Source organism: Streptomyces sp. NPDC006430, assembly GCF_040612395.1.
Lineage (GTDB): Bacteria > Actinomycetota > Actinomycetes > Streptomycetales > Streptomycetaceae > Streptomyces.
The window spans coordinates 266,037-278,705 of the sequence record NZ_JBEXQA010000008.1; the positions used below are offsets into that span (position 1 = coordinate 266,037).

General features: G+C 71.6%; 10 protein-coding genes. 7 read left to right on the forward strand and 3 right to left on the reverse strand.

Going from position 1 to position 12,669, the window contains the following annotated elements:
- Nucleotides 1-12 precede the first annotated feature (12 nt).
- The gene (rnc, locus tag ABZZ20_RS15530; protein WP_356869905.1) at nt 13-873 is read left to right on the forward strand and encodes a ribonuclease III; all 861 of its coding nucleotides are present in this window, start codon (nt 13-15) and stop codon (nt 871-873) included.
- A 126-nt stretch (nt 874-999) separates the two neighbouring features.
- Nucleotides 1,000-1,860 (forward strand): bifunctional DNA-formamidopyrimidine glycosylase/DNA-(apurinic or apyrimidinic site) lyase, encoded by an 861-nt coding sequence (gene mutM / locus ABZZ20_RS15535; RefSeq protein WP_356869906.1) that lies wholly within the window; start codon nt 1,000-1,002, stop codon nt 1,858-1,860.
- On the opposite strand, the gene ABZZ20_RS15540 is transcribed toward mutM, so the two are convergent.
- Nucleotides 1,833-2,210 (reverse strand): helix-turn-helix domain-containing protein, encoded by a 378-nt coding sequence (locus ABZZ20_RS15540; RefSeq protein ID WP_356869907.1) that lies wholly within the window; start codon nt 2,208-2,210, stop codon nt 1,833-1,835. The two genes, mutM and ABZZ20_RS15540, sit on opposite strands and share 28 nt — an antisense overlap.
- Nucleotides 2,211-2,272: 62 nt before the next feature.
- Complete coding sequence (locus ABZZ20_RS15545) at nt 2,273-3,142, reverse strand: CAP domain-containing protein (protein WP_356869908.1); 870 nt, start codon at nt 3,140-3,142, stop codon at nt 2,273-2,275.
- A 134-nt stretch (nt 3,143-3,276) separates the two neighbouring features.
- Between ABZZ20_RS15545 and ABZZ20_RS15550 the strand changes: the two genes are divergently transcribed.
- The 4 genes from ABZZ20_RS15550 (at nt 3,277) to ABZZ20_RS15565 (ending at nt 9,804) form a co-directional block, all read left to right on the forward strand.
- A complete protein-coding gene (locus ABZZ20_RS15550; protein WP_356869909.1) occupies nt 3,277-3,558 on the forward strand; it encodes an acylphosphatase in 282 nt (93 codons plus the stop codon).
- Between the two features lie 349 nt (nt 3,559-3,907).
- The gene (locus tag ABZZ20_RS15555) at nt 3,908-4,123 is read left to right on the forward strand and encodes a hypothetical protein (RefSeq protein ID WP_030162422.1); all 216 of its coding nucleotides are present in this window, start codon (nt 3,908-3,910) and stop codon (nt 4,121-4,123) included.
- 209 nt (nt 4,124-4,332) lie between these two features.
- Nucleotides 4,333-8,154: an AAA family ATPase gene (locus ABZZ20_RS15560; protein WP_356869910.1), complete on the forward strand. Its 3,822-nt coding sequence runs from the start codon at nt 4,333-4,335 to the stop codon at nt 8,152-8,154.
- A gap of 216 nt (nt 8,155-8,370) precedes the next feature.
- Nucleotides 8,371-9,804 (forward strand): sugar porter family MFS transporter, encoded by a 1,434-nt coding sequence (locus tag ABZZ20_RS15565; protein WP_356869911.1) that lies wholly within the window; start codon nt 8,371-8,373, stop codon nt 9,802-9,804.
- A 49-nt stretch (nt 9,805-9,853) separates the two neighbouring features.
- Here the strand turns inward: ABZZ20_RS15565 and ABZZ20_RS15570 are convergent, their stop codons facing one another.
- On the reverse strand, nt 9,854-10,840 hold the full coding sequence (locus tag ABZZ20_RS15570) for an LLM class flavin-dependent oxidoreductase (protein WP_356869912.1): 987 nt from the start codon (nt 10,838-10,840) through the stop codon (nt 9,854-9,856).
- A gap of 340 nt (nt 10,841-11,180) precedes the next feature.
- On the opposite strand from ABZZ20_RS15570, the gene ftsY reads away from it, so the two are divergent.
- Entirely contained in the window at nt 11,181-12,404 is a 1,224-nt protein-coding gene (gene ftsY, locus ABZZ20_RS15575) for a signal recognition particle-docking protein FtsY (RefSeq protein WP_356869913.1), read from the forward strand.
- Nucleotides 12,405-12,669 lie beyond the last annotated feature (265 nt).

The window sequence follows — 12,669 nt, forward strand, 5'->3', positions numbered from 1 at the left end:
GTGAGAGGCGCAATGTCTGAGCTGTCCAACGCTGAGAAGCAGGCAGACAGTAACAACGCGGCCTCGTCCCACACGCTTCTGGAAGGGCGGCTCGGGTATCGACTCGAGTCCGCCCTTCTGGTGCGTGCACTGACCCACCGCTCGTACGCGTACGAGAACGGCGGTCTGCCCACCAACGAGCGCCTGGAGTTCCTCGGGGACTCCGTGCTCGGCCTGGTGGTCACGGACACGCTGTACACGACCCACCCCGACCTGCCGGAAGGCCAGCTGGCCAAACTGCGGGCCGCGGTGGTCAACTCGCGCGCACTTGCGGAGGTCGGGCGCGGCCTCGACCTCGGCTCCTTCATCCGGCTCGGCCGGGGCGAAGAGGGCACGGGTGGCCGGGACAAGGCCTCCATCCTCGCCGACACCCTTGAAGCGGTGATCGGCGCGGTCTACCTCGATCAGGGCCTCGACGCGGCCTCGGAGCTGGTGCACCGGCTCTTCGACCCGCTCATCGAGAAGTCCTCGAACCTCGGGGCCGGCCTGGACTGGAAGACCAGTCTCCAGGAGCTCACGGCGGCCGAAGGCCTTGGCGTACCGGAATACCTGGTCACCGAGACCGGTCCGGACCACGAGAAGACCTTCACTGCTGCCGCTCGCGTCGGTGGTGTCTCGTACGGCACCGGCACCGGCCGCAGCAAGAAGGAAGCGGAACAGCAGGCGGCGGAGTCCGCGTGGCGCGGAATCCGTGCTGCCGCGGACGAGCGGATCGCGGCGCAGGCCGCGGCTTCCGCCGCCGTCGAGGTCCCGGCGGAGGCTTCGGCCGAAGCGGGGGCCCCGGCCGAGGACGACGGGTCGCCGACGCCCGCCGGCCCGACGCCGAACGGCTGACCCTTCCTTCGGGACATCCCGCCCGCCCCTGCACTGCAGGGGCGGGCGGACCCGTTTCCGGGCCCGACGGGGAGGCCGGTACGCTCGCCAGGAGCGACCAGAACCGCACCCTTCCGGAGGACCCCCGTGCCCGAGCTTCCCGAAGTCGAAGTTGTACGGCGGGGCTTGGAGCGCTGGGTGGCAGGCCGGACCGTCGATGCCGTCGAGGTGCTGCACCCGCGTGCGGTACGGCGCCACGCCGGCGGCGGGGTCGACTTCGCGGCGCGGCTGACGGGCCGGACCATCGGCGTCCCGCAGCGCCGCGGCAAGTACCTGTGGCTACCCCTGGAAGGTCAAGACCTGTCCGTGCTCGGGCACCTCGGCATGAGCGGACAGCTCCTCGTGCAGCCCGAGGAGGCCCCCGACGAGAAGCACCTGCGCATCCGCATGCGTTTCCGGGACGCAGCCGGGACCGAACTCCGCTTCGTCGACCAGCGCACCTTCGGCGGGCTCTCGCTCCACGAGAACACGCCCGACGGGCTGCCCGACGTCATCGCGCACATCGCACGGGACCCGCTGGACCCGCTCTTCGACGAGGTCGCGTACCACGCGGCGCTCCGCGCCAGGCGGACCACCGTCAAGCGGGCCCTGCTGGACCAGTCCCTGATCAGCGGGGTCGGCAACATCTACGCCGACGAGGCGCTCTGGCGCGCCAGGCTGCACTACGAGCGGGCGACCGCGACCCTGACCCGCCCCCGGAGCGCGGAACTCCTCGGCCACGTCCGGGACGTGATGAACGCGGCCCTCGACGTCGGCGGCACCAGCTTCGACAGCCTCTACGTCAACGTAAACGGCGAGTCCGGATACTTCGACCGTTCACTCGACGCCTACGGGCGCGAGGACGAGCCCTGCCGGCGGTGCGGCACCCCGATGCGCCGTCGCCCGTGGATGAACCGGTCCAGCTACTTCTGCCCGCGCTGTCAGCGTCCGCCGCGCGCCTCGTCGTAGGACTCCCGGGCGGACAGCACCTGGGGCATGCTGCCCTCCAGGAAGTGGATGAGCGCGAGCAGCCGCTCGGCGACCTCGACGCCGAGCGGGGTCAGCGCATAGTCGACGCGCGGCGGGTTCGTCGGCTGCGCATCGCGGGTGACGATGCCGTCGCGTTCCAGCGCGTGCAGCGTCTGGGAGAGCATCTTCTCGCTCACGCCGTCAACCTTGCGGCGCAGCTCGTTGAAACGACACGAGCCGTCGCGCAGGGCGCCCACCGTGAGGCTGCCCCAGCGACCGGTGACGTGTTCCAACGTCTCCCGGGACGGGCAGGCGCGCGCGAAGGCGTCAAACGGCAGTTCTGTCTCCATACCGGCCAGCTTAACTCCGCGCAGCGCTCACCATCAGCTTGCGCTTTCTTGTGGTTAGTGCATTAGAAGCCGAAGTCCTGCGTCCACCAGGGGCCGCCGTCCGCGAAGTAGGCGCCTACGCCCAGGGTGCGGAACTCGCAGTTGAGGATGTTCGCCTTGTGGCCCGGGCTGTTCATCCAGGCGTTCATGACGGCCTGGGCGTCACCCTGCCCGCGGGCTATGTTCTCGCCGCCGAGGCCGGAGAGGCCGGCCTTGGTGGCACGGTCCCACGGGGTGTTCCCGTCGGGGTCGGTGTGGTCGAAGAAACTGCGGGTGGCCATGTCCTTGCTGAAGGCGGCGGCCAGTGCCGCGAGCGGCGGGTTCGCCCGGACCGGACCGCAGCCGGCCTGTGCGCGCTCCTGGTTGACGAGGGCGACCACGGCGGACTCCTCGGCGGAGTGGCCGTCCCCGGCCGTCGGGGCCGGCGGCTTGGGCGTGGCCGTCTTCGGCGGTACCGGGACCGGGACCGGGGCCGGGCTCTTGTCCGGTTCCTTGGTGGAGGCGGACGGGGTGGGCGAGGCGGACGGGGTGGGCGAGGCGGACGGGCTGGGCGAGGCGGAGGGGGGAGGGGAGGCCGACGGCGAGGCCGAGGGCGACGGGCTGCCCGCATCCGGGCCGGCGGAGGCCCGGCCGGACAGGTTGGCGAGGCCGCCCTGCTGTTCGGCGGTGGCGTCGGGGCTGGGGGAGGCCTTGGTCCTGGCTTCCGTCTTCGTGGCGGAGCCGTCGGCGCCGATGCCGACGTAGGGGAAGGAGGTGCCGACCGGGACCATGCCGGTGGTGACCGCCGCCGTGCCGAGGGCCACGGCCGCGGAGACGCCCAGCAGGCCGGTCCGCAGGGCGATGCGGCGTGTGCCGCCGCGGCGGGGCGCGGCGTGAAGTCGGTGGCGTCCCATCGGCGGCATGCCTTCCTCGTCAGCTCAAGATCATCCTTTACTCACCCAAATGGGTGAGTTCTGGTGCGCGACTGTACGCCATGGGGCACGGGGGCGGTGTGGGCTCGAATGCCGCGCCCCGTTAGCGTTCACGCATGAACGAAGACGTCCGCCTGATCGCCTGGGTGCGCGGCCGCGTACAGGGAGTGGGCTTCCGCTGGTTCACCAGGGCCAATGCCCTGGAGATCGGCGGGCTCGTCGGCTTCGCGCTCAACCTCGACGACGGACGAGTGCAGGTGGTGGCCGAAGGTCAACGTGAGAATTGCCACCGATTGCTCGACTGGCTGCGCTCCGCCGACACGCCCGGGAGGGTGGACGGGGTGACAGAGATCTGGGGCACACCGCGCGGTGGCTACGACGGGTTCGCGATCAGGTAACCGATCGGCTGATCATGCACTGATCACATCTCTCCACGGTCCGCACCCGGTCGGATCTGCGCATTCGCCGTCGGCGCGTTGCCGGCCGCGGCGATCCGTGGAAGGCTCGAAAGAGCGGACGATCTCCACGCCCCTTGGGAGAGCCGGGCTGCCCGCCGATACAGGGCGTGATCGTGTTGACCGTCAAACTTTTTGGTGAGACGCTGGAAGCCCCGCGCACCTGAGCTGTTTGGCAGTGTTGGCAGTAGTAAGTGCAGTGACTGACAGTCGCTGTCGGACATCCGCGGGTGCGATTCCCTCACGACCCACACCGCTTCGGTCGGTCACTCAGTGTGGAGGACCATCCATCATGGCAAAGGCGCTTCTCGGTTACGTCGGCGGTTCGGATCCGCGACTCCTCGCCGAGATGCGACGGCTTCAGCAGCGCGTCCAGGACCTCGAGTCCGAGCTCGTACGGATTCAGTCCGAAAACGACGCGCTGAACGCGGCCGCCGCTCAGCACGGAGACTCGCTGCTGGACCGCATCGACATCGACGTACCCCAGGCGGAGCCTGCGCTCACCTGATCCCAGCTCATTCGTCGCTCGACTCCAGCCCCGCATGATCTGCAAGGGACATGATCTGCAAGGGACGCTTCGGCGTCCCTTCTTTCTTTGACCGACGCGTCGGCCGTGCGCACGTGCGTTGGGCCAGGTGGGGGGCCCGATCCTTTGGTGCCAGTTGTGCCCTGCACCTTCATGGGTGAAACCGAACGCAAAAGGTAGAGTCCGGCGGCGTGCACCTCAAGTCCCTGACCCTGCGTGGCTTCAAGTCCTTCGCCTCCGCCACCACCCTGCGCTTCGAGCCCGGCATCACTTGCGTCGTGGGCCCGAACGGCTCGGGCAAGTCCAATGTGGTGGACGCGCTGTCCTGGGTCATGGGAGAACAGGGCGCCAAGTCCCTGCGCGGCGGGAAGATGGAGGACGTCATCTTCGCCGGGACGACCGGGCGGCCACCGCTCGGGCGGGCCGAGGTCTCGCTGACCATCGACAACTCCGACGGTGCCCTGCCGATCGAGTACGCCGAGGTCACCATCACGCGGATCATGTTCCGCGGCGGCAGCAGCGAGTACCAGATCAACGGGGACACCTGCAGGCTGCTCGACATCCAAGAGCTGCTCTCCGACTCCGGCATCGGCCGCGAGATGCACGTCATCGTCGGCCAGGGCCAGCTCGACTCCGTCCTGCACGCCGATCCGATGGGCCGCCGCGCCTTCATCGAGGAAGCGGCGGGCGTACTCAAGCACCGCAAGCGCAAGGAGAAGGCGCTGCGGAAGCTGGACGCGATGCAGGCCAACCTCGCGCGCGTCCAGGACCTCAACGACGAACTGCGGCGGCAGCTCAAACCGCTGGGGCGGCAAGCGGCCGTCGCCCGGCGGGCCGCCGTCATCCAGGCGGACCTGCGCGACGCCAGACTGCGGCTGCTCGCCGACGACCTGGTCACGCTGCGGGGCGCCCTGGACGCGGAGATCGCGGACGAGGCGGCGCTGAAGGAACGCAAGGAGGCGGCCGAGGCTCAACTCGCGGACGCGCTGCGGCGCGAGGCGGAGCTGGAGGAAACGGTGCGGCAGTTGACGCCGCGCCTCCAGCGGGCCCAGCAGACCTGGTACGAACTGTCGCAGTTGGCCGAGCGCGTACGGGGGACCGCGTCCCTGGCGGACGCGCGGGTCAAGTCGGCCTCGGCTCCGGCCGAGGAGGAACGCCGGGGCCGCGATCCGCAGGACATGGAGCGGGAGGCGGCGCGGATCCGCGAGCAGGAGGCGGAGCTGACGGCGGCCCTGGAGGCGGCCTCGCGAGCGCTGGAAGACACGGTCGAGCACCGCGCGGAGCTGGAGCGGTCGCTGGCCGAGGAGGAGCGGCGGCTGCGGGACGCGGCGCGGGCCATCGCCGACCGACGTGAGGGCCTGGCCCGGCTGACGGGGCGGCTGGGCGCGGCCCGGTCGCGGGCCGGTGCTGCACAGGCGGAGATCGACCGGCTGGTCGCGGCACGCGACGGGGCCGAGTCCCGGGCGGCCGACGCGCAGGCGGAGTACGAGGCGCTGGCGCAGGAGGTCGGCGGGCTCGATGACCCGGGGATGGACGGGGAGTACGAGGCGGCGCGGGCGCAGCTCGCGGCGGCGGAGGCGGGGTTGGCGGCGGCGCGGGACGCGGCGGAGGCCGCGGAGCGCTCGCGCGCGGCGGTGTCGGCACGACGGGACGCGCTGGCGCTCGGGCTGCGCAGGAAGGACGGCACGGGTGCGCTCCTCGCGGTGCGGGAACGGCTGGCCGGACTGCTGGGTCCGGCGGCGGAGCGGCTGACCGTGGCCCAGGGGTACGAGGTCGCTGTGGCGGCGGCGTTGGGTGCGGCGGCGGACGCAGTGGCCGTGACCTCGCCGGCTGCGGCGGCCGGGGCCATTCGGCACCTACGGGATGCGGACGCGGGGCGGGCCGCGTTCCTGATCGCCGCACCCCCCGAGTCCCCGCCCCCGGCCGTCCCGACCCAGGCGGGCGAAGGCCCGGACGGCGCCCCGACCCCGGGCCGAGGTCCGGCCTCGGGTCCGGCCGTGCCGGTCGGCTGCGCCGTACCCGGTCAGCCTCCGGCTCCGGACGGGCGGGCCGAGCCACCAACTGCCGGAGCCGCCGCGCCGGAGCCCGTCGGCGGAGCCGGGATTGCGACGTCGAGCCGGGTATCCGCCGGTGCGGCTGACCCCAGCCACACGGTCGTTCCGGTTCCAGCCGGCGCTGCCGGCGCCGCCGGGCGTGCGCCCGTGGCTTCGGGGCCGGTGGCCGCTGCAGGACTGCTGCACGGTGAACCCGCACTGGTGCGCGCCGTCGCGTGGGTACTGCGGGACTGCGCTGTGGTCGAGACCCTCGACCAGGCCGAGGCGCTCGTCGCGCAGCAGCCCGACACCGTGGCCGTGACCCTCGAAGGGGACGTGCTCGGGGCACATCTCGCGCACGGCGGCTCCGCCGGGGCCCCGAGCCTGATCGAGGTGCAGGCCGCCGTCGACGAGGCGTCGGGCGAGCTGGACCGACTGGACCTGGAGTGCCGGGAGCTGGCCGAGGCCCAGCAGGGCGCCCAGGCCCGGCGCCGGGAACTCGTGGCGCGGGTCGAGGAGATCTCGGAGCGCCGCCGCGCCGTGGAGCAGGCCCGGGCCGGGGTGGCGCAGCAGCTGGGGCGGCTCGCAGGGCAGGCGAAGGGAGCCGCCGGCGAAGCCGAGCGCAGCGCCGCCGCCGCGGCCAAGGCACAGGACGCGCTGGACCAGGCGCTGGCCGACGTCGAGGAGTGCGCCGAGCGGCTCGCCATGGCCGAGGAGATGCCCGTCGAGGAGGAACCCGACACCGCGGTGCGGGACCGGCTCGCGGCCGACGGGGCCAACGCCCGGCAGACCGAAATGGAGGCCCGGCTCCAGCTCAGGACCCACGAGGAGCGGGTCAAGGGCTTGGCCGGCCGGGCCGATGCGCTCGACCGGGGAGCCCGGGCCGAGCGCGAGGCCCGGGCGCGTGCCGAGCGGCGCCGCGAACGGCTGCGCCACGAGGTCGAGGTGGCCCGCGCCGTCGGCGACGGGGCCCGACAGCTCCTCGCACACCTCGACGTCTCGCTGCGCCGGGCGGAACAGGAGCGCGCCGCCGCCGAGTACGCCAAGGGGCTTCGGGAGCGGGAGCTGGGCGAGGCCCGGACCCGCGGTCGCGACCTCAAGGGCGAGCTCGACAAGCTCACCGACTCGGTGCACCGCGGCGAGGTGCTCGGCGCCGAGAAGCGTCTGCGCATCGAGCAGGTGGAGGGCCGCGCCCTGGAGGAGTTCGGCGTGGAGGCCGCCGGGCTGGTCGCCGAGTACGGGCCCGACCAGCCGGTGCCGCCGAGCCCGCCCGCCGAGGGGGAAGAGCTCCCCGATGACCCGGAGCACCCCCGCAACCAGCCCGGCCCCTTCGTCCGCGCGCAGCAGGAGAAGCGGCTCAAGGCGGCCGAGCGCGCCTACCAGCAGCTGGGGAAGGTGAACCCGCTCGCACTGGAGGAGTTCGCGGCGCTGGAGGAGCGCCACCAGTTCCTGAGCGAGCAGCTGGAGGACCTGCGCAAGACCCGGGCCGACCTCCTTCAGGTCGTGAAGGAGGTCGACGAGCGCGTCGAGCAGGTGTTCACCGAGGCCTATCGGGACACGGCCCGCGAGTTCGAGGGGGTGTTCTCGCGGCTGTTCCCCGGGGGCGAGGGCCGACTGGTCCTCACCGACCCCGACAACATGCTGGCCACGGGCGTGGACGTGGAGGCCCGGCCGCCCGGCAAGAAGGTCAAGCGGCTCTCGCTGCTCTCCGGCGGTGAGCGCTCGCTGACCGCGGTGGCCCTGCTGGTGTCGATCTTCAAGGCCCGGCCCAGCCCGTTCTACGTGATGGACGAGGTCGAGGCCGCGCTCGACGACACCAACCTGCAGCGGCTGATCCGGATCATGGAGGAGCTCCAGGAGAGCTCGCAGCTGATCGTCATCACGCACCAGAAGCGCACGATGGAGGTCGCTGACGCACTGTACGGCGTCTCGATGCAGGGCGATGGCGTCTCCAAGGTCATCAGCCAGCGGCTGCGCTGAGCTGGTCGTTCAAGAAATGAAGTCCCTGACCTCACGCCCTGGGCTGCAATCCGGGCAAGTGAAGTTCTCCTGGCCCTATTGACTTCAAGAACTGAACACATAAGCGCGCTCCGCTGCCTTTCCCCTTCGGGTGGTGCCGGATCTTCAGCTGTGCGCCACTGGAAGGAATCACCCCACCCAGCCCGTCGCCGCAGCCGGGCACCGCAGGAGCAGACCTTGACCAGCAGCACAGCGCAGACGCCGGTGCCGAGCGGCGGCCGGGCCGCCCACCCCGAACACCTCGGGCACGTCATCTTCATCGCCGCCGCGGCCGCCATGGGCGGCTTCCTCTTCGGCTACGACAGCTCCGTCATCAACGGAGCCGTCGTAGCCGTCCGCGAACGGTTCGACGTCGGCTCGGCCGCCCTCGCCCAGGTGATCGCCGCCGCGCTGATCGGCTGCGCGCTCGGCGCGGCCACCGCAGGCCGCATCGCCGACCGGATCGGCCGCATCCGCTGCATGCAGATCGCCGCGGTCCTGTTCACGGCGAGCGCCATCGGCTCGGCCCTCCCCTTCGCCCTCTGGGACCTCGCCATGTGGCGCGTCGTCGGCGGCTTCGGCATCGGCATGGCCTCCGTCATCGGCCCCGCCTACATCGCCGAGGTCTCGCCGGCCGCCTACCGGGGCCGGCTCGCCTCGTTCCAGCAGGCCGCGATCGTCATCGGCATCGCGGTCTCCCAGCTCGTCAACTGGGGGATCCTGAACCTCGCCGACGGTGACCAGCGGGGCGAGATCGGCGGCCTGGAGGCCTGGCAGTGGATGCTGGGCGTCATGGTCGTCCCGGCCGTGCTCTACGGCCTGATGTCCTTCGTCATCCCGGAGTCCCCGCGCTTCCTGGTCGGGGCCGGCCGTACCGACCAGGCCAAGAAGGTGCTGAGCGAGGTCGAGGGCTCGAAGGTCGACCTGGACGCGCGCGTCGCCGAGATCGAGCACGCGATGCGCTCGGAGCACAAGTCCACCTTCCGGGACCTGCTCGGCGGCCGTTTCGGCCTGCTGCCCATCGTCTGGGTCGGCATCGGCCTCTCGGTCTTCCAGCAGCTGGTCGGTATCAACGTGATCTTCTACTACAGCTCCTCGCTGTGGCAGTCCGTCGGCATCGACCCGACCAGCTCGTTCCTCTACTCCTTCACCACGTCGATCATCAACATCATCGGCACGGTGATCGCGATGATCTTCGTCGACCGCCTCGGCCGCAAGCCGCTCGCGCTCATCGGCTCGGTCGGCATGGCGATCTCCCTCGGCTGCGCCGCGTGGGCCTTCTCCTACAAGGAGGGCAGCGGGGACAACATCTCCATGCCGGACACCCAGGGCACGGTCGCGCTGATCGCCGCGCACTCCTTCGTGCTCTTCTTCGCCCTCTCGTGGGGCGTGGTGGTCTGGGTGCTGCTCGGCGAGATGTTCCCCAACCGCATCCGGGCCGCGGCCCTGGGCCTCGCAGCCGCCGCCCAGTGGGTCGCCAACTGGGTCATCACCGTCACCTTCCCGACCCTGTCGGACTGGAACCTGTCCGGCGCGTACGTCATCTACACGATCTTCGCCGTGCTCTCGATCCCGTTCATCCTCAAGTGGGTGCCGGAGACCAAGGGCAAGGCGTTGGAGGAGATGGGGTAACCACCCCCGCCAATACCCCCTCTCCTCTCGCACCAGGTGCTGCCCCCTCTCACTCGTTGAGTCGGGGCAGCACCTGTTCGCACAACAGGTGCAGGCTGCGCCAACCCTCGTCCAGCGGCATCCCGCCGCACAGCGGGTGCAGCACCAGGTTTCCCGCCCCGCCCGCACTCCGGGCGTACCCGACCGCCTCGTCCGGGGTCAGCACCCGGTAGACGCCCTCCGCGCGCAGCTCCGCCACCGAGCGCGCGGTCGACCGTACGGCGCTGCGGATGTCCTTCGACTGCCAGGACGCGTACGCGCCGGCCTCGTGCAGGAAGCAGTCGCCGTACTCGGCCCAGACCCGGTCCGGGTCCTGCGCGATGTGCAGCAGCGGGGTCTCGGCCGAGGGCATCACGCAGAAGCCCTCGGTCCCGTGCTCCGCCAGCTGCGCGTGGTAGTACGCCTCCAACTCCGGCAGGTGCGCGCTGGGGAAGAACGGCAGCCCGAGCCGGGCCGCGCGCCGGGCCGCCGCCCGGGAGCTGCCCCCGACCAGGAGCATCGGGTGCGGCCGCGAGAAGGGCCTCGGGGTCACCCGTACCGTGCGCCCGCGGAAGGCGAAGGGCTCGCCGGTCCACGCCTTCAGCAGGGTTTCCAACAGCTCGTCCTGGAGGGTGCCGCGCCGACCCCACTCGACGCCGTGCTGCTCGTACTCCTCGGGCCGGTAGCCGATGCCGGCGACCGTGACGAGGCGACCGCCGCTCAGCAGGTCGAGGACGGCGATGTCCTCGGCCACCCTCAGCGGGTCGTACAGCGGACCGATGATCGCCGAGACGGTGACCGCGATCCGGCGGGTGGCGCCGAGGACCGCGCCCGCGAAGGCGAACGGCGACGGCAGCCAGTTGTCCGCGGCGCCGTGGTGCTCCTCGGTCTGGACCGTGTCGATCCCTCGGTCGTCCGCGTACTTCGCCATCTCCAGTGCGGCCCGGTAGCGGGCGGAGAGGGTCTCGGGGGTGCCGTTGGGGTCGACGAGATTGAACCGGACCACGGTGATGGGCATGAAGAGGTCCCCCTTCGCCGGATGCAGGTGGGCGGGCGAAGGGGGACGTTAGCTGACGTCACGTCAGTTGGACAGGCATCCGGCGCGCGAGCTCGGCGGTCCCGATCGCGCTCTCCATCGCGCCGTCGGCGGGCCCGGCCGGCATGCGGCTCATGGGGTCGTATTCCGAGCCCGCTCAGTGCGCGCGAACCGGTCCGGCACCGGACGGGTCGTGACCCCGCCCCAGGAGGCGTCCCGCCGACATGCGGCCGGGCGACGGGCCGGCCGTGCGCGTGAAGGCCGAGACGCTCACCTGCAGAGACCGGGCTCAAGCCGCGAGGTCGCGCATACTGAACGCGTTATGGACATCCTCATCCTTGCTGTAGTCATCGCCCTGGTCGCGGTCGCTGCGATCAGCGGGCTCGTCGTCAGCAGCCGCAAGAAGAAGCAGCTGCCGCCCCCGGCACCGCCCGCCGCGCCGACCATCACTGCCCCGCCCGCCGAACCGCAGGTGGGGGAGGACGCCGCACAGACGGCGGAAGAGCCGCGCCGCACGATCGAGGAGGTCGACCTCCCCGACGCGGAGACGGCCGTCGAGCCTCCGGTCTCCGCCGAGGACACCGTCGTCGCGGCTCCGCCCGCACTCGAAATCGAGGTGCCCGAGCCCACCGCCGGCCGCCTGGTCCGGCTGCGCGCCCGCCTCGCCCGCTCGCAGAACTCGCTCGGCAAGGGGCTGCTCACCCTGCTCTCGCGCGAGCACCTCGACGAGGACACCTGGGAGGAGATCGAAGAGACCCTCCTGATCGCCGACGTCGGTGTCGTGCCGACGCAGGAGCTGGTGGACCGGCTCCGCGAGCGGGTCAAGGTGCTCGGCACCCGCACCCCGGCGGACCTGCGCGCCCTGCTGAAGGAGGAGCTGCTGACCCTGGTCGGCACCGACTTCGACCGGGCGGTGAAGACCGAGAGCGGCGTCGAGACCCCGGCGGTCGTGATGGTCGTCGGAGTCAACGGCACCGGCAAGACCACCACCACGGGCAAGCTCGCCCGCGTGCTGGTCGCCGACGGCCGCTCCGTGGTCCTCGGCGCGGCCGACACCTTCCGTGCCGCCGCCGCCGACCAGCTCCAGACCTGGGGCCAGCGGGTCGGAGCGCGCACCGTGCGCGGCCCCGAGGGCGGCGACCCGGCCTCGATCGCCTACGACGCGGTCAAGGAGGGCATCGCCGAGGGCGCCGACGTGGTGCTCATCGACACCGCCGGGCGCCTGCACACCAAGACCGGCCTCATGGACGAGCTCGGCAAGGTCAAGCGCGTCGTGGAGAAGCACGGTCCGCTGGACGAGGTGCTGCTGGTCCTGGACGCCACCACCGGGCAGAACGGTCTGACCCAGGCCCGTGTCTTCGCCGAGGTGGTGGACATCACCGGCATCGTGCTGACCAAGCTCGACGGCACCGCCAAGGGCGGCATCGTCGTCGCCGTCCAGCGCGAGCTCGGTGTCCCGGTCAAGCTCGTCGGCCTCGGCGAGGGCCCGGACGACCTGGCGCCCTTCGAGCCGGAGGCGTTCGTGGACGCCCTGATCGGCGACTGAGCGCGAACCGTACGAACGGTACGCGGAGCAGCGCCCCCACGTTCCGACCGGAACGTGGGGGCGCTGCTCTGCGTAGGTGTCGCGTCGGAGCGGGGCCGAACGGTCCCCGCCGGCCGGACCTAGTGCTGTGGCCGGAGGGTCCACGGGCAAACCCTCCGGCCACGGCACTAAGGGCTTGCAGATCATTAACATGTCGTCTTGATCTTGTTGGGCTCGTCGGTCAGGGCGAGGACCTGGGCATGGAGGATTGAGAGGACTGCGGGTG

Coding starts and splice junctions, on each gene's coding strand:
- rnc (WP_356869905.1), top strand. CDS start 13: ATGTCTGAGCTGTCCAACGCTGAGAAGCAGGCAGACAGTAACAACGCG.
- ABZZ20_RS15540 (WP_356869907.1), bottom strand. CDS start 2,210: ATGGAGACAGAACTGCCGTTTGACGCCTTCGCGCGCGCCTGCCCGTCC.
- ABZZ20_RS15545 (WP_356869908.1), bottom strand. CDS start 3,142: ATGGGACGCCACCGACTTCACGCCGCGCCCCGCCGCGGCGGCACACGC.
- ABZZ20_RS15550 (WP_356869909.1), top strand. CDS start 3,277: ATGAACGAAGACGTCCGCCTGATCGCCTGGGTGCGCGGCCGCGTACAG.
- ABZZ20_RS15555 (WP_030162422.1), top strand. CDS start 3,908: ATGGCAAAGGCGCTTCTCGGTTACGTCGGCGGTTCGGATCCGCGACTC.
- ABZZ20_RS15570 (WP_356869912.1), bottom strand. CDS start 10,840: ATGCCCATCACCGTGGTCCGGTTCAATCTCGTCGACCCCAACGGCACC.
- ftsY (WP_356869913.1), top strand. CDS start 11,181: ATGGACATCCTCATCCTTGCTGTAGTCATCGCCCTGGTCGCGGTCGCT.